General features: G+C 72.4%; 18 protein-coding genes and 1 pseudogene. 7 read left to right on the top strand and 12 right to left on the bottom strand.

Annotation, left to right across the window (positions count from 1 at the left end; all coding sequences use genetic code 11):
* The first annotated feature begins 229 nt into the window (after window positions 1-229).
* Window positions 230-2137, top strand: a complete 1908-nt coding sequence (gene typA, locus BU52_RS26245; protein ID WP_037938768.1) for a translational GTPase TypA — start codon at window positions 230-232, stop codon at window positions 2135-2137.
* Between the two features lie 71 nt (window positions 2138-2208).
* Here the strand turns inward: typA and BU52_RS26240 are convergent, their stop codons facing one another.
* A complete protein-coding gene (locus BU52_RS26240) occupies window positions 2209-4449 on the bottom strand; it encodes an ABC transporter family substrate-binding protein (RefSeq protein WP_037938767.1) in 2241 nt (746 codons plus the stop codon).
* Between the two features lie 290 nt (window positions 4450-4739).
* On the opposite strand from BU52_RS26240, the gene BU52_RS26235 reads away from it, so the two are divergent.
* Genes BU52_RS26235 through BU52_RS26220 form a run of 4 tightly spaced genes read left to right on the top strand, consistent with a single transcriptional unit; the run spans window position 4740 to window position 8662 of the window.
* Entirely contained in the window at window positions 4740-5030 is a 291-nt protein-coding gene (locus BU52_RS26235) for a hypothetical protein (RefSeq protein ID WP_037938766.1), read from the top strand.
* A 45-nt stretch (window positions 5031-5075) separates the two neighbouring features.
* Window positions 5076-5912: a hypothetical protein gene (locus BU52_RS26230; RefSeq protein ID WP_037938765.1), complete on the top strand. Its 837-nt coding sequence runs from the start codon at window positions 5076-5078 to the stop codon at window positions 5910-5912.
* 15 nt (window positions 5913-5927) lie between these two features.
* Window positions 5928-7901: a fumarate reductase/succinate dehydrogenase flavoprotein subunit gene (locus BU52_RS26225; RefSeq protein ID WP_037938760.1), complete on the top strand. Its 1974-nt coding sequence runs from the start codon at window positions 5928-5930 to the stop codon at window positions 7899-7901.
* Complete coding sequence (locus BU52_RS26220; RefSeq protein ID WP_037938757.1) at window positions 7898-8662, top strand: succinate dehydrogenase/fumarate reductase iron-sulfur subunit; 765 nt, start codon at window positions 7898-7900, stop codon at window positions 8660-8662. Before BU52_RS26225 ends, BU52_RS26220 begins: the two co-directional genes overlap by 4 nt.
* Here the strand turns inward: BU52_RS26220 and BU52_RS26215 are convergent.
* The 10 genes and pseudogenes from BU52_RS26215 to BU52_RS26170 all read right to left on the bottom strand — a co-directional run bounded on the left by BU52_RS26215 (window position 8649) and on the right by BU52_RS26170 (window position 20023).
* Window positions 8649-9746, bottom strand: coding sequence for a glycoside hydrolase family 18 protein (locus BU52_RS26215; protein ID WP_051858610.1), 1098 nt, complete (start codon window positions 9744-9746; stop codon window positions 8649-8651). The genes BU52_RS26220 and BU52_RS26215 overlap by 14 nt on opposite strands.
* A gap of 64 nt (window positions 9747-9810) precedes the next feature.
* Window positions 9811-10357: pseudogene (locus BU52_RS26210) on the bottom strand (GNAT family N-acetyltransferase).
* Between the two features lie 38 nt (window positions 10358-10395).
* Window positions 10396-13035, bottom strand: a complete 2640-nt coding sequence (locus tag BU52_RS26205) for a SpoIIE family protein phosphatase (RefSeq protein WP_037938755.1) — start codon at window positions 13033-13035, stop codon at window positions 10396-10398.
* 266 nt (window positions 13036-13301) lie between these two features.
* Window positions 13302-13709, bottom strand: coding sequence for an ATP-binding protein (locus BU52_RS26200; RefSeq protein ID WP_037938752.1), 408 nt, complete (start codon window positions 13707-13709; stop codon window positions 13302-13304).
* Window positions 13710-13893: 184 nt separating this feature from the next.
* The gene (locus BU52_RS26195) at window positions 13894-14307 is read right to left on the bottom strand and encodes a (deoxy)nucleoside triphosphate pyrophosphohydrolase (protein ID WP_037938750.1); all 414 of its coding nucleotides are present in this window, start codon (window positions 14305-14307) and stop codon (window positions 13894-13896) included.
* Window positions 14308-14330: 23 nt separating this feature from the next.
* Window positions 14331-14519, bottom strand: coding sequence for a hypothetical protein (locus tag BU52_RS26190; RefSeq protein WP_037938749.1), 189 nt, complete (start codon window positions 14517-14519; stop codon window positions 14331-14333).
* Between the two features lie 385 nt (window positions 14520-14904).
* Window positions 14905-15657, bottom strand: coding sequence for a GntR family transcriptional regulator (locus tag BU52_RS26185; protein ID WP_037938747.1), 753 nt, complete (start codon window positions 15655-15657; stop codon window positions 14905-14907).
* Between the two features lie 147 nt (window positions 15658-15804).
* The gene (locus tag BU52_RS26180) at window positions 15805-16962 is read right to left on the bottom strand and encodes a DUF4190 domain-containing protein (protein WP_407702062.1); all 1158 of its coding nucleotides are present in this window, start codon (window positions 16960-16962) and stop codon (window positions 15805-15807) included.
* 92 nt (window positions 16963-17054) lie between these two features.
* Window positions 17055-18635, bottom strand: a complete 1581-nt coding sequence (locus BU52_RS26175; protein ID WP_037938746.1) for a S8 family peptidase — start codon at window positions 18633-18635, stop codon at window positions 17055-17057.
* A gap of 389 nt (window positions 18636-19024) precedes the next feature.
* Entirely contained in the window at window positions 19025-20023 is a 999-nt protein-coding gene (locus tag BU52_RS26170) for an ArsR/SmtB family transcription factor (RefSeq protein ID WP_037938744.1), read from the bottom strand.
* Between the two features lie 223 nt (window positions 20024-20246).
* Here BU52_RS26170 and BU52_RS26165 point away from each other — a divergent pair, with 223 nt between their 5' ends.
* Complete coding sequence (locus BU52_RS26165) at window positions 20247-21062, top strand: M23 family metallopeptidase (RefSeq protein WP_037938741.1); 816 nt, start codon at window positions 20247-20249, stop codon at window positions 21060-21062.
* 110 nt (window positions 21063-21172) lie between these two features.
* Complete coding sequence (locus tag BU52_RS26160; protein ID WP_037938739.1) at window positions 21173-21670, top strand: MarR family winged helix-turn-helix transcriptional regulator; 498 nt, start codon at window positions 21173-21175, stop codon at window positions 21668-21670.
* Window positions 21671-21680: 10 nt separating this feature from the next.
* On the opposite strand, the gene BU52_RS26155 is transcribed toward BU52_RS26160, so the two are convergent.
* Window positions 21681-22868, bottom strand: coding sequence for a PP2C family protein-serine/threonine phosphatase (locus tag BU52_RS26155; RefSeq protein ID WP_037938736.1), 1188 nt, complete (start codon window positions 22866-22868; stop codon window positions 21681-21683).
* Window positions 22869-22898: the final 30 nt, after the last annotated feature.

Genomic DNA, 22898 nt, shown 5'->3' with positions numbered 1-22898 from the left:
GGTGCACCTTTTTGTTTACTTGTCCGAAACGTGTTTGAGCACACACCGATATCCGAACGAAACTTTCCGCTCCCCGGGAGGCTCCTGGGGCCCGAGAGCTCGCGACGGCGGACCGCGCGACGGGCCCGTACCATGGGGTGAGGCCGTGGCGTGTGTCAGCCCGGCAGGGCCCGCACACCACAGACGCTCGTGCAGGGCATTCCTCAGCACTCCGGGAGATACGCCTTTTATGGCCACGCGCCACGACATCCGCAACGTCGCCATCGTCGCTCACGTCGACCACGGCAAGACCACCATCGTCGACGGCATGCTCAAGCAGGCCGGCGCCTTCGCCGCCCACCAGCTCGACCAGGTCGACGACCGCATGATGGACTCGAACGACCTGGAGCGTGAGAAGGGCATCACGATCCTCGCCAAGAACACGGCGGTGAAGTACCACCCCAAGGACGGCGGGGAGCCCATCACCATCAACATCATCGACACCCCCGGCCACGCCGACTTCGGCGGCGAGGTCGAGCGCGGTCTGTCGATGGTCGACGGCGTGGTGCTGCTGGTGGACGCCTCCGAGGGCCCGCTGCCGCAGACCCGCTTCGTGCTGCGCAAGGCGCTGCAGCAGCGGCTGCCGATCATCCTCTGCATCAACAAGACCGACCGTCCGGACGCCCGGATCGACGAGGTCGTCAACGAGACCTACGACCTCTTCCTCGACCTGGACGCCGACGAGGAGCAGATCGAGTTCCCGATCGTCTACGCCTGCGGCAGGGACGGCGTCGCCTCCCTGACCAAGCCGGAGGACGGCACGGTCCCGGGCGACTCCGACTCGCTGGAGCCGTTCTTCTCCACGATCCTGGAGCACATCCCGGCCCCCACCTACGACGAGGCCGCCCCGCTCCAGGCGCACGTCACCAACCTCGACGCCGACAACTTCCTCGGCCGCATCGCCCTGCTGCGCGTCCACCAGGGCGAGCTGAAGAAGGGGCAGACGGTCGCCTGGCTGAAGCGCGACGGCTCCGTCAGCAACGTGCGCATCTCCGAGCTGATGATGACCGAGGCGCTCACCCGCAAGCCCGCCGAGAAGGCCGGCCCCGGTGACATCTGCGCCGTCGCCGGCATCCCGGACATCATGATCGGCGAGACCCTGGCCGACCAGGAGAACCCGGTCCCGCTGCCGTTGATCACGGTGGACGAGCCCGCGATCTCCATGACCATCGGCACCAACACCTCCCCGCTGGTCGGCCGCGGTGCCACCGGCAAGGGCGCGGACAACAAGGCGGCCGTCAAGGACCGCAAGGTCACCGCCCGCCAGGTCAAGGACCGCCTGGACCGCGAGCTGATCGGCAACGTCTCGCTCCGTGTCCTGGACACCGACCGCCCCGACGCCTGGGAGGTGCAGGGCCGCGGCGAGCTGGCCCTGGCCATCCTGGTGGAGACCATGCGCCGGGAGGGCTACGAGCTCACCGTCGGCAAGCCCCAGGTCGTCACCAAGGAGGTCGAGGGCAAGACCTACGAGCCGGTCGAGCGCATGACCATCGACGTGCCCGAGGAGCACATGGGCGCGGTCACGCAGCTCATGGGCGTCCGCAAGGGCCGCATGGACAACATGTCCAACCACGGCTCCGGCTGGGTGCGCATGGAGTTCGTGGTGCCCTCGCGCGGTCTGATCGGCTTCCGCACGGAGTTCCTGACCCAGACCCGCGGCACGGGCATCGCCCACTCCATCCACGAGGGGCACGAGCCCTGGTTCGGGACGCTCACGACCCGTAACAACGGTTCCCTGGTCGCCGACCGCTCCGGTGCCGTCACCGCGTTCGCGATGACCAACCTCCAGGAGCGCGGCGTGCTGTTCGTCGAGCCCGGCACCGAGGTGTACGAGGGCATGATCGTCGGAGAGAACTCCCGCGCCGACGACATGGACGTCAACATCACCAAGGAGAAGAAGCTCACGAACATGCGGTCCTCCACGGCCGATGTGACCGAGTCGATCGTGCCCCCGCGCAAGCTGTCGCTGGAGCAGTCCCTGGAGTTCTGCCGTGACGACGAGTGCGTGGAGGTCACCCCGGAAGCGGTCCGCATCCGCAAGGTGAACCTGGACGCCCGCGAGCGCGCCCGCGCCGCGAGCCGCGCCAAGCACGGCTGATCCCGGCCGGCACGACACGTCGAGCGGCCCGCCCCGTCCGGGGCGGGCCGCTCGACGTGCGTGTCCGGGCGTCAGTCCCCCGACGGCGTCCCGGAGCTCCTTGCGCCCGGTGTGCCCGACGGTCCCTGGGCGGACTTCTTCAGGAAGCCCATGTCCTCGTACACCGGTGTGCGGAACCCGAAGGCGCCGGCGTTGGCCAGGTTCTTGCGGACCGCGGTGAGCTGGGGGCGCTGGTAGAGGGGGATCGAGCCGGCCGCCGCCCAGATGCGGGAGTCGGCCTTGCGGATCAGGGCGTGCCGCTCGGCGTCGTCCAGGGTGCCGATGGCCTGGTCGAAGAGCTGGTCGACCTGGTCGGTGCCGACGCGGGTGTAGTTCTGCTCCACGTTCAGGGAGCCGTCGGCGGCCGGGACGGGCTTGGAGTAGACGGGGCGGGCGTCGGTGGCGGGGAAGGCGGTCGCGGGCCACGAGTAGAGGGCGAGATCGTACTCGCCGGAGGCGATGTGGTCCTTGAAGTAGCTCTCGTCGTCCACCCGGGAGACGTCCGTACGGATGCCGATCCGCTCCAGCATCACCGAGATCCGGCCGGCCACGGTGGCCAGCGTGTCCGAGCCCGGCCCGGAGGGCAGGACGAACCGGAGGGTGAGCGCCTTGCCGTCCTTGGCCACCGGCGCGTTCCCCGCGCGGGCCGGGGCGGCGGTGCCCTCGGGGGCGTAGGCACCGGGCGCGCTCCCCTGCGGCAGGCGCTGGGCGCCGGTGCCGGAGTCGCGCGGGGCCTTGTCGTCGCCGCTCCCGGCGCCCGTGTCGCCGCCGTCCCCGTCCTTCTCGTCGTCCTCACCGACGATGTACGTGCCGTCGTCGCCCTCCGACCCGCTTCCGGAGCCCTCCCCGGAGCCGGCCTCCTCGCCCTCCGCGCCGGCCGCCTCCTCACCCTCGTCCTTCTTCTTCTCCTCCTTCACCGGGCCGCCCGGCACCCAGCCGGCGTCCGCGAGCAGGGCACGGGCCTCCTTGGCGTCCTGCTCGCCGAGGGCGCCGCTGCTGTCGGCGTAGGCGGCCTGGCCGGCCAGCGCGAGGTGGCTGCCGACGGGCTCGGCGGGCAGGCCCAGCGGCTTCAGGACGGCCCCGGCGATGTCCTCGCGGTCCAGGGCGCGGGCCACGGCGCGGCGGACCCGCTCGTCGGCGAGGGGGCCGTCGGCGCCGTTGAGGGCGAGCTGGGTGTAGGCGGGCTCGAGTGACGTGCGCACCTCGAAGCCGGTGAGTGCCTTCTGCTGGCGGGCGTACTTCGCGGCCTTCTTGCGCAGCTTCCTGCGGGCGGAGAGCTCCTCGTCGGCGGCGTCCTCGTCGGAGCCGTTGGCGACCGCCCAGGAGCGCAGCGCGTCCGCCGCGGACCGGTCGGCGCCGGGGCCCATGAGCGGGCTGTTCTCGTTCTGCGGGAGCGCGGCGACGGTGATCCGGCGGGCGGCGGCGGGGTCGATCTCGGCCAGGTCGACGGTGCCGGCGCTCAGCGCGGAGATCCGCTTGTCGCGGGGCACGGCGCGCAGCACGATCCGCGAAAGCTTCGCCGGATCGCCCCACCATCGCGCGTTCCGGGTGAGGGTGACCTCGTCCTCCTCGGTGTCGACCTTCTGCACCGTGAAGGGGCCGGCGGTGACCTTCAGCTTCCTGCGCGCCCCGTCGTTGAAGGAGTCGGGCGTGCCCATGACCTCCTTGGGGTAGAGCGGGGTGAACAGCGACCGCCAGTCGGCGTAGGGGCGCCGGAAGGTGACCTTGACCTCGAGGTCGTTCTCGCCCCGCTCGATCTTCTCGATGCGGTCGTAGCCCGCGTTGCGGGCCGTCCAGTAGGCGGTGTCCTTGCCGGACAGGGCGCGCCACTGGGCGGCGAAGTCGGCGGCGCCGATCTCGCGGCCGTCGCTCCAGACGGCCTGCTGGTTGAGCTTGTAGAGGACCACCTGCCGGGGTTCGGTGTCGACGACCTCGGCGGATTCCAGGTAGTCGGGGTTGCGCACCGCCCGCCCCCGGCCGTCCATCCGGTACATCGACGGCAGGACGGCCTGGGCGATCCGGGACGTGGTGGTGTCGGCGTCCGCCTGGAAGGTGTTCAGGGTGTCCGGGACGGTGTCCACGGCCCAGCGCAGCGTGCCCCCGTCGGTGATCCCGGCCCGTTCGGCGCGCCCGATGTCCGCTCCGGCGAGCGGCTCGCCCGCGGGGTCGTCGTCGGAACCGCATCCGGCCAGCGCGGGCACCGCGAGCATGCCGGCGGTGAGGAGGGCGACCGAGCGCAGAGCCGCGCGCGGACCGACGCCGTCGTGGGACATCTCTGGGTACCTCCGGGAAGCCGCGGGCGTTACGATCACTTTTGGTGGTATTTGGAGTTCATCCGATGTATGCGGCCCACTGAAGAGGAAAGGGTTCGGCAAGGCGGGGCGACACGGCGGCCACGGGCGGCAAGCCCACCCGTGCGGCGCAACGCACGGTCCGATGCACCCGTACGCCTCGGCCAATCGATGCACATCCCTTCACAGCGCAAGGTGTGACGCGCAACACTCTCAGGCGCATGAGCGTTGCCGCCTTGGGCCCGAGGGACCCGTGGAAGTGAGGTCACGTCATGTCCGTGCACGACGAACTGGCATCCGTCCAGCGCTGTCTCGACGACCTGATCAGGTCGGTGGGGCGCCTGGAGAAGCAGCTGGGCAGCGGCGGCCTGGAGATGCGCCGCGTCCGCGCCGACACCAACCACCTGCGCGAGAGCGTGGCGCTGCTGCGGGAGACGGCCGCCACCGCGGCCCCGCCGAAGCGCCCCGACCTCGTGACCATCTCCGACACGCCGTACGACCCCTCGCTGTGGGTGGACACGGACGACGAGGGTCTGGGCGCCCGCAACCGGCACGCCCCCTGACCACCCGCCGATCGCGGCGCCCCCGACCCCTACCGGAGTGGACAAGTGGCCACTGGCACGGAACCTCCTGCCACAGAACCCCATCACCCGAGCGGCGGCGTGAGAACCGGTACGCGCGCCGCCATCGCCGCCCGGCACCTGCGGACCGACCGCTGGTGGCTGGCCCCGGCCGCCACCGCGGCCGGACTGCTCGCCTTCGTCGTCTACTCGACCTGGCGGGCCTTCGCCAACGCCGACTACTACGCGGCGCCGTACGTCTCGCCGTTCTACTCGCCCTGTCTGGCGGAGAACTGCGAACCGATGAGGGGCGGGCCGAACTGGGAGCTGTTCGGAAGCTGGTGGGGCGTCTCGCCGGCGATCATCATTCTGATCTTCCCGCTCGGCTTCCGGCTGACCTGCTACTACTACCGCAAGGCCTACTACCGGGGCTTCTGGGCGTCCCCGCCGGCGTGCGCGGTGGCCGAACCGCACGCCAGGTACACCGGGGAGACCCGCTTCCCGCTGATCCTGCAGAACGTCCACCGGTACTTCTTCTACGCGGCGGTCCCGGTCGCCGGCATCCTGACCTACGACACGGTGCTCGCCTTCCGTGACGAGCACTACGACTGGGGCCACATGGGTCTCGGCACCCTGGTGTTCCTGGTCAACATCGTGCTGATCTGGGCGTACACGCTCTCCTGCCACTCCTGCCGGCACATCGTCGGCGGGAAGCTGAAGCACTTCTCCCGGCATCCCGTGCGCTACCGGATGTGGCAGTGGGTGGGCCGGCTGAACGCCCGGCACATGCAGCTCGCCTGGGCGTCCCTGCTGAGCGTGGCGCTCGCCGACCTCTACGTCTACCTCGTCGCGTCCGGTGTCTTCGACGATCCGCGCTTCTTCTAGCTGGGGGCCTTACCTATGTCCGTGGTCGACCGACAGGAGTGGGACGCCGTCGTGGTCGGGGCCGGCGGCGCCGGTCTGCGCGCCGCGATCGAGGCCCGCGAGCGGGGCGCCCGTACGGCCGTGATCTGCAAGTCGCTGTTCGGCAAGGCACACACCGTGATGGCCGAGGGCGGCATCGCGGCGGCGATGGGCAACGTGAACGCGGGGGACAACTGGCAGGTCCACTTCCGCGACACCATGCGCGGCGGCAAGTTCCTCAACCAGTGGCGGATGGCCGAGCTGCACGCCCGGGAGGCACCGCAGCGGGTGTGGGAGCTGGAGACGTGGGGCGCGCTGTTCGACCGGACGAAGGACGGCCGGATCTCGCAGCGCAACTTCGGCGGCCACGAGTACCCGCGCCTGGCGCATGTGGGCGACCGCACGGGTCTCGAACTGATCCGCACCCTCCAGCAGAAGATCGTCTCACTCCAGCAGGAGGACTTCCGGGAGACCGGCGACCACGAGTCGCGGCTGAAGGTCTTCCAGGAGTGCACGGTCACCCGGGTGCTGAAGGACGGCGAGCGAAGCGAGACGGGGGTCCCTCCGGCCGAAGGCCGGGGGAGGGTCAGCGGGGTCTTCGGCTACGAGCGGGAGTCGGGGCGCTTCTTCGTCCTCGAGGCGCCCGCCGTGGTGATCGCGACCGGCGGCATCGGCAAGTCGTTCAAGGTGACGTCGAACTCCTGGGAGTACACGGGCGACGGGCACGCGCTGGCGCTGCTGGCCGGGGCCCCGCTGCTGAACATGGAGTTCGTGCAGTTCCATCCGACCGGGATGGTCTGGCCGCCGTCGGTGAAGGGCATCCTCGTCACCGAGTCGGTACGCGGGGACGGCGGGGTGCTGCGCAACTCCGAGGGCAGGCGGTTCATGTTCGACTACGTCCCGGACGTCTTCAAGGAGAAGTACGCCGAGTCGGAGGAGGAGGGCGACCGCTGGTACGACGACCCGGACCACAACCGGCGCCCGCCCGAGCTGCTCCCCCGCGACGAGGTCGCCCGCGCGATCAACGCCGAGGTGAAGGCGGGCCGCGGCTCCCCGCACGGCGGGGTGTTCCTGGACGTGTCCACACGGATGCCGGCCGAGGTGATCAAGCGGCGGCTGCCGTCGATGTACCACCAGTTCAAGGAGCTGGCGGACGTCGACATCACGGCGGAGGCGATGGAGGTCGGGCCGACCTGTCACTACGTGATGGGCGGCATCGCCGTCGACTCCGACTCGGCGGCGGCGCGCGGGGTGCCGGGGCTGTTCGCGGCCGGTGAGGTGGCCGGCGGGATGCACGGCTCCAACCGGCTCGGCGGCAACTCGCTGTCCGACCTGCTGGTGTTCGGGCGCCGGGCCGGCCGGCACGCGGCCGAGTACGCGGGCGCCCAGGGGGCCGGACGGCCCCGCGTGGACGACGTACAGGTCGACGCGGCCGCCGCGGAGGCCCTGCGCCCGTTCTCCGCGGAGAGCGGGGAAGGCGCCGACGGGCCACCGGAGAACCCGTACACGCTGCACCAGGAACTCCAGCAGGCGATGCACGACCTGGTCGGCATCATCCGCCGCCGGCACGAGATGGAGCGGGCCCTGGAGAAGCTGGCCGAGCTGCGCCTGCGGGCCCGCCGGGCCGGAGTCGAGGGGCACCGCCAGTTCAACCCGGGCTGGCACCTGGCCCTCGACCTCAGGAACATGCTGCTGGTCAGCGAGTGCGTGGCCCGGGCGGCGCTGGAGCGCACCGAGTCGCGCGGCGGGCACACCCGCGAGGACCACTCCGCCATGGACCGGTCCTGGCGCAACGTCAATCTGCTGTGCGCGCTCACCGACCCGACGGGCGGTCTCGCGGGCACCGACGCGGTGCGCGGGCAGATCGCCCTCACCCGCGAGAGGACCGACCCCATCCGTCCCGACCTGCTCGCCCTCTTCGAGAAGGAGGAGCTGGTCAAGTACCTGGCCGAAGAGGAGCTCTACGAGTGAGCAGCTACGAGGCCCGCTTCAAGGTGTGGCGGGGGGACGTCGAGGGCGGCGGCCTGGAGGACTTCGCGGTCGAGGTGAACGACGGCGAGGTGGTCCTCGACATCATCCACCGCCTCCAGGCCACCCAGGCCCCCGACCTCGCCGTGCGCTGGAACTGCAAGGCCGGCAAGTGCGGTTCGTGCTCGGCGGAGATCAACGGGCGTCCCCGGCTGCTGTGCATGACCCGGATGTCGGTGTTCGGGCGGGACGAGACCGTCACCGTGACCCCGCTGCGGGCCTTCCCGGTGATCCGGGACCTGGTGACGGACGTCGGCTTCAACCACACCAAGGCCCGGCAGGTCCCGTCCTTCGTGGCGCCGGAGGGGCTCGCTCCGGGCGAGTACCGGATGATGCAGGAGGACGTGGAGCGGCCGCAGGAGTTCCGCAAGTGCATCGAGTGCTTCCTGTGTCAGGACGTCTGCCACGTGGTCCGTGACCACGAGGAGAACAAGCCGGCGTTCGCCGGGCCGCGCTTCCTGATGCGGATCGCGGAACTCGACATGCACCCGCTGGACGCGGCCGAGGAGACCGGCCTGGACCGCAAGCGCACGGCCCAGGAGGAACACGGCCTCGGCTACTGCAACATCACCAAGTGCTGTACGGAGGTCTGCCCCGAGGGCATCAGGATCACGGACAACGCGCTGATCCCGATGAAGGAACGGGCGGTGGACCGCACGTACGACCCGCTGGTGTGGCTGGGCTCGAAGATCAGGAGGCGGTAGGGCGCAGCCAGCCGTCGCGGTACTCCCGCCAGTTGGTCTCCGTCGCCGTGAAGTCGATGTACGGTGCGACGCCGAAGAGCTCGCGGTCGGCGTCCGTCCGGGAGAGGCCGAGGCGGGCGCCGCGGACGGCGGCGGCGACGGTCTCGGCGTGACCCCAGTGGCTGGGGTTGCTCTCGTGGTAGAAGGGCAGCCCCATCAGCAGGTGCGTGGTGGGCGGGGTGACCTCCAGGGCGAGGGAGGTCTGCAGGGCCACGTAGCCGCCGTAGGTGCCCTCCAGGGGCTGCGCGGTGTCGTACGACATCACGGCGATCTGGTCGACGCGCCGGGCGACCTGGCCGAAGAACTCCTGCGACCACCACTTGGGGTGGTCGGCGAAGAGGCCGGCGACGGAGTGGAGGGCCGGGAGCGGGTCGATCTGGTGGGCGGCCACGGACAGGTGGGCGTCCTTCGCACGGGTGAGGGCGCGCAGGTCGTCCAGGAGGGAGAGGTAGTCCCGGTCACCTGAGTGCAAGGGCTCCAGGTCGAGGTGGACGCCGTCGTAGCCGGTGTCCAGGACCTGGCCGGCGCTGCGGACGACCTCGGCGCGGGTGGCGGCGCGGTCCAGGTGCAGGCCCTCGGGGCCCTCGTTGGCGAGGACGTCGCCGAGGAAGGCCTGGACACGGACGCCCGGCAGCTCACGGTGCACCGCGTCGATCAGCCAGCGGGCCCTGGGGTAGGCCGACTTCGGCAGGGTGCCGTCGTGTTCCAGCGGGCCGGAGTGGACGTAGAGGTCGCGGATGCCGGTGTCCTTCAGGCGGCGGGCGAGGGCGGTGACGTCGGCGTCCTTCTTGCGTCCGTCCACCCAGGCGTGCCCGAGCCACATGGCGTCCCGGTCGCGGGTGTACGTCCCCTCCGCCGGGTCCCCCATGTAGTTCACCCGCAGGGCGGTCCCGGCGGCGAGCAGGGGGACGACCAGGAGGAGTGCGACCACGAGGGCGGCGCGCCGGGCCCGGCGGACCCAGGGGCTGCCGGGCTTCCCCCCGGGCGCGGGTGCGGTGCTCTCCCGCTCGCCGAGCGCCCGTTCCTCCGGCTCCGTGCCCTCCATGCCGCGTTCCCCTCGCCGTCGGTGTTGCCGGGGAGGACGAGGGGAACGGGTGTTCCGGTTGCGATCACCCGGCGGAAGGAGCCTGCCGTATGTGCCGGTGGCCGTCGAGGGGGAAGGCCGGCGGAGCGGCGGGGAGCAGGCCGGCCGGCGCGAACCCACTCTTCTCGGCGACCCGGCAGGAAGCCGTGTTGTCGACCTGGTGCAGCAACTCCAGGCGGGTCAGGCCCTCGTGGGCGAAGGTGGCGAACGCCCAGTCGGCCAGGGCTGTCAGGGCGCGCGGGGCCACTCCCCTGCCCCGCGCGTGGGCGGCCGTCCAGTAGCCGACCGCGGCCGGGGCGGAAGCCGCGGCGGGGCGCTTGAGGACGACGCCGCCTGCCGGGCGGGTGTCCGACGCCCGCGTCTCCTCCACCGCGAACGCGAGGCGTTCGCCGGTTTCCCAGCCGCGCCGTTGTTCGGCCACCCAGCGTGCCGCGCTCGGCTCGTCGTGCACGGGCGCGCTCGCCCAGCGGCGCATCGCCTCGTCCTGGTACAGCTCGGCGACGACGGCCGCGTCCTCGGGCTCCCAAGGGGCGCAGGGTGAGGAGGCCGGCCGTCAGGCGTATCGGGGCGATGTGCACGGTGCCAGCGTACGCGTAACTCCGACGGGCCGTCAGAACAGGCTCAGCAGCGCCTCCGCCGGATCGGTGAGACCGGTGTCGGTGCCGGGCAGGGGCAGTTCGAACCAGACCGTCTTGCCCCGGTGCGTGCGGCGTGAGCCCCAGGCAGCGCTGAGCAGGCCGACGAGCTGGAGGCCGCGGCCGCCCTCGTCGGTGTCGCGGGCGCGCCGGCGGCGGGGCTGGACCAGGCCGGCGTCCCAGACCTCGCAGACCAGGGTGCGGTCGAGGAGGAGCCGCAGTCTGATCTCCCCCTCGCCGTAGCGCAGGGCGTTGGTGACCAGTTCGCTGACCAGGAGTTCCGTGGTGTCGACCAGCGGCTCCATGTCCCAGCTGAGCAGTTGCGCCCGGGCGTACTCGCGGGCCCGGCCCACGCTGCGGGGCTCGCGGGGCAGGGTCCAGTCGCCGACGGAGTCGGCGGGCAGACCCTGGACGCGGGCCATCAGCAGGGCGATGTCGTCCTCGCCGTGGTGCGTGTCGAGGGTGTTGAGGACGTGGTCGCAGACGTCCTCCAGCGGCGCGGAGGGGTCCGTCAGGGTGCCCACGAAGGCCTGGAGGCCCTCGTCGAGGGGGTGGTCGCGGCTTTCCACCAGGCCGTCCGTGTAGAGCGCGAGCAGGGCGCCCTCGGGCAGTTCGACCTCCACCTCCTCGAACGGCTCCCCGCCGACGCCGAGCGGCATGCCGGGCGGCACGTCCAGCATCAGGGCGGGCTCGCCCGGTTCGACCAGGACGGGCGGCAGATGGCCCGCGTTGGCGAAGGTGCAGCGCCGGGTCACCGAGTCGTAGACGGCGTAGACACAGGTCGCCAGGTAGACCTCGGAGAGGTCCGCCTCGCGGGGTCGGCGGGCCGCCCGGGTGGCCTGCTGGACGCCTCCGGCGAAGGCCTGGGAGGGACCGCCGGGGGCGCCGAGGCCCCGGGCGATCTCGTCCAACTGGGACAGCACCTCGGCGGGTTCCAGGTCGAGCTGGGCCAGGGTGCGGACGGCGGTGCGCAGTTCGCCCATCGCCACGGCCGCACGCAGGCCGCGTCCCATGACGTCGCCGACGACCAGCGCGGTGCGGTGGCCAGGCAGTTCGATCACGTCGAACCAGTCGCCGCCGACCTCGCTGGGCCGGCCGGTGGCCGCGTTGCCGGGCAGGTAGCGGCAGGCGATGTCGAGGCCGGAGGCCTCCGGGTCGCCTGGCGGGAGCAGGGACCGCTGCAGTATCAGCGCGCGTTCGTGCTCACGGCGGTACAGACGGGCGTTGTCGATGCAGACGGCGGCCCGTGCGGCCAGTTCGACCGCGAGCTCGCGGTCGCGGTCGCCGAACGGCTCGCTGCCCTTGGTGCGGGCGAACTGGGCGAGGCCCACCACGGTGTCGTGGGCGACCATCGGCACGGCGAGCGTGGACTGCACCAGGCCGCCGTCGTCGCCCGGCACCTTCTTCGGGCGGGCGGTGCGCAGGGCGTCCGCGCAGGGCGAGTTGAAGGGGTAGTGGTGGACGGCGCCCAGCTTGACGGGCTCCGTGGTGCCGCTGAACGGCGCGTCGGAGACCGCGCTGGCGAAGGCGACCCGGCGCACCTCCGCGCTGCCGTCGGCGAGCCCCGGCGGGTTCTCGTCACCGGCCAGCAGTCCCTGGTACAGATCGACGGTGGCCAGGTCGCAGAAGCCGGGGACGACGACGTCCAGGAGTTCCCGGGCGGTGGTCTCCAGGTCGAGGGAGTTGCCGATCCGGGCGCCCGCCTCGTTGAGGAGGGCGAGATTGCGCCGCGCGGCGGCGGCCTCCCGGGCGGCGGCACGGCGGGCGGTGATGTCGGTGCCGAGCCAGGCGACGCCGATGGGCCGGCCGCTGCCGCTGTGCACGCGGTAGAGGTTGACGGACCAGTGACGGCGCTCGTCGGACCCCGGGACGAAGCCCGTGACGTGCATGTCCGTGATGGAGTCGCCCGAGTCGAGGACCCGGCGCAGGGTCGCCGCCACCCGCTCGGCCTCCCCGCGCGGCAGATAGTCGTACACGCCCTTGCCCCGGTGGTCGTCGGGGGTGCCGCCGAAGACGGACGCGAACCGCTGGTTGGCGCGGCGCACCCGCAGGTCGGGGTCGATCAGCAGGAAGCCGAAGGGGGATTGGCCGAATATGGCCTGCGAGGCGGCGAGGTCGGTCTCGATGCGGCGCAGGGTGCGGACGTCCACGACGATGCAGACGGCGGCCTTCTCCCCCTCCTCCGTCCGCGTCGGCATGACGTAGACCTCGGCGAGGCCCTCCCGGTCGCGCTCGTCCGCCACCATCGTGTCGGGCAGCCGGAAGGGCACCACTCCGGTCCACTCCCGGCCGTCCAGGATCTCGGCCATCTTGCGCTGGCCCCGCTCCCGCCGGACGGGCTCGATGAACGCCTCGATGGGGTCCATGCCGACGGCGCGGTCCGCGGGGATGCCGAAGATCTGCTCGGCGCGCAGGCTCCACTGGTCGACGAGCCCGTCCGGGCCGATGGAGAAGGAGGCGACCTTGATGTAGTCGTACATGGAGCCGGGCGGACTGCTCTGCCACATCGCGTCACCGGACGGGCCGTCGCCGAGGGTGAGGCCGTCGGCGGCCTCTCCTCTCGCGCCGCCCGACGGGTCCTCGGACTCCGTGGCCTTCGCTGGTATCTCGCTCACGCGAACCGTCCCCTCCAGCTCACCGCGTCCGGCACCGGTCACCGGGGGCGGCTGCCCGCAGTATCCAGCACTACGGCGCCGCACAACACGGTGTTCACGATCACAGCACGGTCCCGATGCTTTTCGGTCCGCGCCGTGAGAACACTCCCAGTCTTCTAACCAGCGGACACGTCGTCGAACCCCCTCTTCGGCAACCTCCGCAGGGCCGCCCCGGTCACCCGGCGGACGGGCGGGGCGCGGGGACCGGTGAACGCCCGTGCGAGATGTCATCGGGGCACCGTGAGTTCGAACCACACGGTCTTGCCGACGGCCCCGGGGCGGGTGCCCCAGCGGCGGGAGGCGGAGGCCAGCAGTTGCAGTCCGCGTCCGCCCTCGTCCTCCGGCCGCGCGGCGCGTTCGCGCGGGGGGTCGGGGAGCGGGTCGGAGACCTCCACGAGGAGGACTTCGTTGAGGTCACAGGGGCGTACCAGGCGGACACCGATGGGGCCGGTGGCGTGCCGCAGGGCGTTCGTGACCAGTTCGCTGACCAGCAGGGCCGCGAGGTCGCCGACGCCCTCGAGGCCCCAGAGGGCCAGTTGGTCGCGGACGGCGGAGCGGGCGGCGCGTACGGCTCCCGGGTCGGCGGAGAAGGTCCACGCGGCCCAGTCGCCGTCGGTACAGGTCACGCGGATCACTTCCCCGCCGCGGGAGTGAGGGAACTCGAAGAGGACATCCGCCCATGTCCGGTTTCATGCGGTTAAGGGGCCCATACCCGATATCCCGCACCCAGTACCCCGTTCGGTGGCGCATCGTGGCACGAGCGGCGCGGGACGGCGCTCACGCTCCGTCATCAGCGCGTCCGTGCGCCGCAGTAGTGCCTCACACGCTCTGCCGGGGGCCGCGGTGGGCGAGGGTGTCCCGGACGGCCGGCACGTCGTGCTCGAGCCAGTCGACGTCCCAGACCCGGTCGGGGGTCAGCCAGCGCAGCTCGTCGTGGTCCTCCAGCGGCCGGGGGGCGGCGGACCCGGGGCGCAGGCGCGCGGTCCACACCTGCATCACGTACGGGGTGCGCAGCGGCCACTCACCCGGGACGCGCTCGCCCGCCTCGGCGTCGACGCCGAGTTCCTCGCGCAACTCCCGTACGACCGCCGCGTCAGGGGTCTCGCCCGGTTCCACCTTGCCGCCGGGCAGTTCCCAGCGTCCGGCCAGCTCGGCGGGCGCGCTCCTGCGGGCGGCGAGCAGCCGCCCCTCGTGCCACAGGGCCGCACCGACCACCACGATCCGCTCGCTCATGCGCCGGAGCCTACGGCAGCGGGTCAGTCGGACGACGCTGCGTCCCGGGTGATCCGTTCGACCCAGTAGAGCCGCTGGTGTCCGCGCCCGTCGAGGCTGTCCGCGATCCGCTCCGCCTCGGCACGGGTCGCGTACCTGCCCACCCGGTAGCGATTGCCGTTGTCGTCCTGGCGCACGACGAGCCAGGGCAGAGTCACCGTGCCGTCGTTCATCGCTCCACTCCACTTCCCGCCCGCGGCCCGCGCCGCGCCCCGCCCGGTAAGGAAACCCCAGTCCGCATATGCCCGAGCCTACGCCTTACCTTCACTGAGCGAATACGCCTTTTCACCAAGAGGCACGCAACCGGCCAGTAACGCAGGGGGCGCACGGTGGTCAGTGCGCCGTGCGCCAGGGCCGACGCGTCCGGTCAGCGGCATACCGCGCGGCGTCCGCGCTCCGGGGGCGACCTGCGAGAACGGCCAGATTGCTACGGCGTGGGGGCGGCGCCGGCCCGCGTGGCACGCCGGAGCGGACCCGGGGCGGGGGGCGCGGAACGGAGCGCGAGGGGGCGACGAGGCGGGAGCGGCACGGCCCGGGGTCCGCCCGGCCGGGACCGCGCTACTTCACGGGGAGGTGGTAGGCGGCCCGGTAGCGGTCGGCGGGGATGACCACGTCCGCCGTCTCGACCGGACGTCCCGAGGCGAAGTAGGTCCGCTGGATGACCAGGACGACGTGCCCGGGGACACCGCCCAGCAGGACCAGCTCCTCGGCGAGGCCGGGGCGGGCTCCGACCTCCTCGGTGACGTTGTCCACGATCACGTCGATGGCGCGCATGCGCTCGACCACACCCATGCCGCCGAGCGGGCCCTCCTCGGGGAGCATCACGGGGGTCCGGCCGGTGAGGGCGAGCGGCTCCCACGACGTGGACAGCATCATCGGCTCTCCGGCCTCCCGGAAGAGGTACTTGGTGCGCATCACGCGGTCGCCGGGCTCGATGCCGAGCCGGCCGGCGACGGCGGCACCGGCGTCGGTCTGCTCACTGCTGGACTCCCAGGTGCCGCGGACGCCCGTGTCGGCCTGCTCCTGGCGGAAGGGCGTGGCCCCTCGCTCCGGACGGAACCCGGAACGGGCCACCCGCCGGGGCACCGGACGCTCGCGCACGTACGTCCCCGACCCGGAGCGGCCCTCGACGAGCCCCTCCGCCATGAGCACCTTGCGCGCCTCCAGGGCGACCGTGTCCGAGACGCCGTACTCCTCGCGGATCCTCGCCTGCGAGGGGAGACGGGTGTGCGGTGGAAGCCGGCCGTCGACGATCTGCTTGCGGAGATCACCCGCGACGCGCAGGTACGCCGGCTGCTCACCGAATGTCACGGGCCACTCCCATCAGGTTGTACAGACAGCAACAGCGTGGCAACCGTAGGTTGTACCAGGCAAGCGAAGGCCAGAGAATCACTCGATGTGATGACATCTGCCGGGTGAGGGCTTTACGCAGGCACTTTCTCCCCGCTATGGAGGCCGTCACACCTTCATGTCGCCGCTTTCGGGCTCGCGCTCCGCCTCCTCGTCGTACAGGGGCGGAGTGGTGGCGAGGCCCAGAGCCTTGCGTGCGGTGATCGAGCCGTCGTGGTCGACGAGATCCCATCCCCGGTAGGAGTGCTCGTAGTAGGCCTCCGCGTCACCCGCCTCGGCCGCCCGTGCCCACTCCTCGCCCGCCTCGTCCAGGTCGGCGGCGAGATCGCGCACCGGCCTCCGCGCGCCGGCGGGCCACTCGTGCGCGCGCAGCATCCCGGCCTGCTCGGCGGCCGCCTCCGCGACCTGCCCCGCCCACCGCCTGTGCCCCGGCAGGTCGTCCTCGGCGAACTCGGCCTCCGGCATCTCGTCGAGAGCGGTGTCGAGCACCCGGTCCGCCTCCAGATAGGCCAGCTGGTGCGCGTCCAGCGTGGTCGCGTCCCGGCGCAGCGACCCGGTGAGGGCGGCCCCCGCGTCCCGGTTGCCGAGGACACAGGTGATCTCGCGGTCACCGACGTCCCAGCTCTCCCGGGACGGGGTGAGGTGGTAGACGTCCACGTGGCCGGGCAGTGCCCAGGTGTCCATGACGTAGGCGTCCTGGAGGGCGTGGCACCGCTCGTCGGCCGTGCCGGTGAGGCGGGCGTCGCCCGGGTAGGCGCCGTCGGGCACGGTGACGACGGCGAAGACCTCTCCGTCGTGCTCCCGCGCGCAGGGCACCCGGTCGGCGTCCGTGGCCGAGCCCTCCAGACCGCCGGGCGAGTCGAAGCACTCGCCCTTGCGCAGGCCGAGGACGCTGTTGCCGCGCGTACCGTCCTTGACGCCCTGCCAGGCGTCGGCCGCGACCCCGGTGGCGAGCGCCACCGTCCACAGCGCGAGCCCGAGCGACGACAGCACGGATCCGGCGACCGCCATCCCCCGCCCGCGCTCCCCCCGCCGCTTGATCTGCCTCAGGGCGACCAGCCCCAGCACCAGCCCCAAGCCCGGCAGGAAGCACAGCACCCCGAGGACCAGGGCGGCGACGGCCACACCGTTGACGACGGCGGGCGGGCGGGGACCGCCGGGCCCGTACAGCCCGTACGGAGCGCATCCGGGCCGGCCCCCGTAGGGGAACTGCGGCGGCGGGGGGCCGACCTGGTGCTGGGGCCCGTCGGGCGGAGGTATGGACACGAGGCGCATCGTAGGCGCGCGGTGAACGGCCTCGCCCCCGGGGATCCTTCCCCGGGGGCGAGGGTGTGCCCGTCAGCGGGACGCCGGTCGGGTCAGAACTGCAGGGCCCAGCCGTTGAGCCGGCCGCTGTCCCACCACGCGTTGTCGCTCACGCGCAGCTTCCAGGTGCCGTTCGCCGCCTCCGCCGAGGCGTCCACGGTGTAGGTGGTGTTGATGTTGTCCGCGCTGCCGCCGGTGCCGTACGACTTCAGCGTGTACGCCGTGCCGTCGGGGGCGACGAGCTGGACCCGGAGGTCACCGATGTAGGTGTGGGTGATGTCGACCTCGACGGCCAGGTCCGAGGGCGCGTTGCCGGAGACGCCGGAGACGGTCACCGGGGACTCGACGGTGCTGTTGTCGGCGATGGTGTAGTCGGCGGTGTTCTCGAAGCGGTCACCGGTCGGGGGCGGGGTGGTGTCCCCCTCGCCCACGAACAGCAGACGGTTGGGCGAGCCGCTGCCCGGGCTGCCGACGACGCCGGTGGTGGCGGCGGAGGTCAGCGCGGCGGAGACCTGGGCGGGAGTGTCCGAGGGGTGGTCGGCCAGGTGGAGGGCGGCGGCACCGGCGACGTGCGGGCTCGCCATGGACGTGCCGGAGATGGTGTTGGTGGCCGTGTCGCCGCTGTTCCAGGCGGAGGTGATGGAAGAGCCCGGCGCGAAGACGTCCAGGACGGAGCCGTAGTTGGAGTAGCTGGCGCGGGCGTCGGAGGAGGTGGTGGCACCGACGGTGATCGCCTCGGTCACCCGGGCCGGGGACTTGGTGGAGGCGTCGGTGGACTCGTTGCCGGCCGCGACGACGAAGGTGACGCCGGAGGCGACGGCGTTGCGGACGGCCGTGTCGAGGGCGCTGTCCGCCCCGCCGCCGAGGGACATGTTGGCGACGGCCGGCTTGACCGCGTTCCGCGCCACCCAGTCGATGCCGGCGACGACCTGCGCGGTGGTGCCGGAGCCCGAGTTGTTCAGCACGCGGACGCCGACGACCTTGGCCTTCTTCGCCACGCCGTAGGAGCCGCCCGCGACCGTGCCGGCGACGTGCGTGCCGTGGCCGTGGCCGTCCTGGGCGGTGTTGTCGTTGTCGATGGCGTCGTAGCCGTAGGAGGCCCGGCCGCCGAAGTCGCTGTGGGTGATGCGGACGCCGGTGTCGATGACGTACGCCGTCACGCCCTGCCCGGCCGAATCCGGGTAGGTGTAGGAGCTGTTGAGCGGGAGGCTGCGCTGGTCGATCCGGTCCAGGCCCCAGGAGGGCGGGCTGGGCTGGGTGCCGGTGACGTGGAAGGTGCGGTTCTGGACCACGGAGGCGACGGCCGGGTCGGCGGCGAGACGCCTCGCCTCGGCCTCGGAGGCCTCGACCTCGTAGCCGTTGAGCGCCTTGGTGTAGGTGCGCTCGATGTCGGCGCCGTACTTCGCGGCCAGGGCGCGGCCCTCGGCGGAGCCGGAGCGGGCCTCGTCGGCCTTCAGGGTCACGATGTAGCTGCCGGCGACGGCGTTGGCGGCGCCCGCGTACTGGACGCGGCCTTCGGGAGCGGCGGGGGCCGCGCCCACGGGGAGAGCGGAGACGAGGCCCGCGACGAGGGCCGCGGTGGTCGCGGCTCCGAGGGTGGCCAGTCTTCGCCGGGGGTGACGCATCACTGCCATGTGAGGGTTCCTCCTCAGTCGGTGGTGCGCGTGCTGTGGGGGGTCGGTCGGCGCACGTGCTGCGCGTGCGGCGCAGCGAACCGGCCACTGACAGGATCATGTCAATCGCGTGACCAAGTCCGCGCCACAGCCGAAAGATTGAGGGTTCCACAGGATTTCCACAAGGGCCCCCGCACGAGGTAATGGGCCGGATCCGTGACGGGCTCACGGTGCGTCACCCCGCGGCCCGGCCCCGTTCGCTCGCCTCGGCCGGCGCGAGCGCAGGTCACGCCACTTGGTGACCGGCCACGGGGCGTTGACCCCGCCCAGGGTGGCCGGCACCGTCACCGAGTCGGCGTTGCCGGCGCCCGGGTCTCGGCCCCCGCACGGCGCGCACCCGGGGGAACACGTCACCCCCGTCGCCGCCCGAGCAGGTGCCATCCACGCGGCGTGAGCCGGTGTGTCACGTGCATCCCGGCGCGGTCGCTCGTGACGAGTCCCGCGTTCCTGAGGACGGTCAGGTGACCGCTCACCGACGACGCCGGCAGGGCGAGGCGCGCCGCCACGTCACCGGTGGTGCGGGTGGTCGCGAGGGCCGCGAGCACGCGCGCCCGGTTCGTCCCGAGCAGCCGTGCCAGGGCGGCCTCCTGGCGGGCTCCGTGCGGCGGCGCCGGCGGATCGCCGGCATGCAGGGGGTAGACCACGACGGGAGGCAGCCGGGGGTCGGCGATCGCCACGGGACGGGTGTGGCAGAAGAAGGAGGGGACGAGGCGCAGCCCCCGTCCCCTCAGACGGATGGTGCGGTCCACGGGATACGGGGCGCTGAGGACGGGTTCCCGCCACACGAAGGGCTTGAACGACGCGAGCACCGCCCCGAGTCCCCCTTCGAGTGCTTCCATCCGGCGCGCGCGATCGGCCGCGCCGACGGCCTCGACCTCGCTCCAGTCGGGGGTGAGCAGGCTGCCGTGGACGTGGCCGACGGCGTCCGCGACGGCGTCGAGGAGCGTGGGGTCACCGGCGGCCAGGCGCCGTGTCCAGGCGGGCAGCGGTCTGTGGCGCGACGCCTCGCGCACCTCCCGCTCGAGCCGGGCGCGTGAGGTCTCGCGCAGCACGCGCAGGCCGGCGGTGAGGCCTTCCTCCGACTCGGCGGGGGTGAGGAAGTCCGGCCAGTAGGTGGCGTCGGACGGGGCGAGGTCGTGCAGCAGGCGCAGGGCGCCCCGCACGTCCGGCCGCCGGACGCGCGTACGCGCCCGGCCGCGCCACAGACGCAGCCGGGCCGGGAGCCGGTCCGCCGGGGTGGTCAGCACGTGCAGGCCGAGGATGGCCTCCCACATGGGGTCCGGGGAGCGGGCGAAGCGCACGTGGAGGAAGTCGGCAGGGGTGAAGTGGATGCTCAGCGTTCCGGCCATGTCCCGGATGAAACCGCCTTCGGGCGACCGGCGGAAGGCTCGTTCCCGGGCTTCGCGGAGCGTGGCCGCCTGGGGTTTTCGACCTGTGCGGAAAAGCTGCCCAGTTATGGCATGGACACGTTCATAGACTCGACCGCGGCGCGCGCCGTCACGCGTGCGCACGCATCCTCCGGCCGACGCTCCTCACCCGCGCCGGCTCAGCTCCCCAGAAGGGCTCAGGGCCATGCCACTCAGACGCCTCCTGTCCGTCCTCCTCACCGGCGCCCTCGGGGTCATGGGCCTCGTCGGGCTCACCGCGACACCCGCCCACGCCGCACCGAACTTCAAGGCGCCCTACCCGTGCGGCCAGCAGTGGACCTACAGCCACCACTCCGCCGAGGTGCGCCTCGCCCTGGACTTCGTGCGTTCCGACGGAGGGGCCACCTCGGGCGCCCCCGTACTGGCCTCCGCCTCCGGCACGGCGTACCGCTACTACGAGGCCGGCGGCGCCGGCAACTACGTCGTCGTCGACCACGGCGGCGGCTGGAAGACGTACTACTTCCACCTGGCCGCCTACTCGATCGGCCACGGCCAGGGCGTCGCGCAGGGCCAGCAGATCGGCACGACCGGCTCCACCGGCGCCAGCAGCGGGGCCCACCTGCACTACGAGCAGCTCTACAACGGAGTCGGGCAGACCATCAGCATCAACGGCGCGTCCCTCGCCCCGTATCCCGGCTCGTACCACCAGAAGTACCTGACCAGCGACAACGGCTGCTCCGGCGGCGGCAGGTACTGGGTCGACACCTTCGCCGACGCGCCCGGGTACGGCTCGCCCACCAGCACGACCCGGACGGGCACGCTGTACGCGGGCACCAACTACGTGTTCTGCAAGGTCTGGGGGCGGGAGATCCGCGACGGCGCCGGCAACTACAACCACTGGTGGCTGCGCACGGACCTCGACGTGGGCCCCGCGAACCAGTACGTCTCGGCGTACTACCTCTCACGCTGGGGCAACGACCAGGCGCGTGACAACAACGGGACCGTCGTCCCGGACTGCTGAACGCCACCCGGCCGGGCCCGGGAACCGGCTTGCGTCGCGCGTCTTCGGGTACAGCGAGGGAATGAGGATTATCTCCGCAGCATCCCAAACATAATGAAAGCGATGTTTCGGTGACCCGTCTCGACGGCCCCGGTGACGACCACGACGGGGGTCCGGGCGATGCCCCGGACGCCGTCGCGCTGGACATCGCCGACGCTGTGGAGAGTCTGGCGAACCTGTGGTCGGTGGCCGCCCAGCAGGCGGCCCTGCGTCTGTCCACGCACCAGTTGCGGGCGCTGCTGGTGCTGGAGGCGGCCACCGGGCTGAACCTGACGGCTCTGGCCGAGCGGCTGGGCACAGGACTCCCCACGGCCAGTCGCCTCTGCGACCGGCTGGAGGCGGCGGGGATGCTGGAGCGCTCGCTGCACCCGGAGAAGCGCCGGGAGGTCCGGCTGAGCCTGACCGCGCAGGGACGCCGCGTACTGGACGACGTCGCGGCCCGGCGGGCCCGGGCCCTGGCGGCCGTGCTGGCGGGGATGGATCCGGCGGAGCGGTCGGCGCTGCGCCGCGCCCTGAAGGCGTTCCTCGCCGCCCGGAGCGCCGGATCGGGCCCGCCCGAGGCGCCGTGACCGGCCGGGTTCACTCCGCTCCGGTGGCCCTGCCGGTCCAGTCGAGACAGAGGACGGCGGCGTCGGTGGTGAGGTCCTTGCTGCCCGCGTGCTCGATCAGCCCGGCGACGACCGCGCGGGCCGTCTCGTGGGGCGAGCTTCGCCGTGTCGCGCCCAGGACCTGCCGCAGGGCCTGTTCGCCGAAGGGGTCTCCGGCCGCCGAGCTGGTGCCGTGCACCCCGGAGCTGATGCCGACCAGGCGGTCCCCGGGCTCCACCCGGAAGGTCTGCTCCTCGTACGGCGTCTCCTCGAACATCCCCAGAGGCAGCTGTGCGGTCAGCTCGATCCGTTCGATCCCGGCGCCGCGCAGCCGGTAGATCTGGGGTGAGCCCGCGTCGACGGCGCTCACGGTTCCCGTGTCCAGGTCGAAGCGCAGCAGCAGCGTCGAGGCGTACACCTTGCCGCCGTACTGGGCGAAGACGGCCTGGTCCGCGAGCGCGGCCTGGTCGGCGAGACCGATGCCGGCCCGGCGGGCGTTGCGCAGGGCGCTGACGGTGAGGCCGGTGAGCAGGGAGGCGTCGATGCCCTGGCCCATGCCGTCGGTGAGGGTGACGGTGAGGTGGTCCGCGCCGGTGGACCAGTCGAAGTTGTCGCCGCCGATCGCGTAGGCGGGCTCCAGGTGGGCGCCGATGGTGTACTCGGGGCGCGAGCAGCCGCGCCCCGGCAGGAGCTGCCACTGCATCTCGGCCGCGAGGGTGAGGCGGCGGATGCGGCGGGCCTGGAGGTAGAGGTCGGTGTCCCGGTCGGCCGTGGCGACCTCGTGCCCGAGCGCGGTGGCGAACTCACCGAGCCCGAGCACGGTGACCGGATCCGCGGAGCCGGCGGGGACACGGACGGAGAGGACGCCGAGCCGGTCGCCCCGGACCGTCATGGGCAGGTGGATCAGCTCGGTGGCCGGGTCGGCGGTGATCTCGACCACCGGTTTCTGGGAGGTGAACGCGGTGCCGGCCGGGCCGTCGTGCGCGGACACCGGTTCTCCCGTGTACGGCAGGCGCGTGACCGGCTGGAGGACCGTGAGGCCGTAGTCGGCCAGGAAGAGGGTGACCTCCCGGGCGCCGTACCCCTCGGACAGCAACGCCTCGGCGGCGGCGGGCAGCGCGTGGGGTGGCACCGCCCTCAGGCGGCTCTCCACGGACGACTGCTGTCCAGACGTTTTCACGATATCCGCCCTCTCCCCTTGGAATCTCCA

The sequence above is a fragment of the Streptomyces toyocaensis genome, assembly GCF_000725125.1.
GTDB classification, from domain to species: domain Bacteria; phylum Actinomycetota; class Actinomycetes; order Streptomycetales; family Streptomycetaceae; genus Streptomyces; species Streptomyces toyocaensis.
This window is presented reverse-complemented; position numbering and strand designations above follow the sequence as displayed.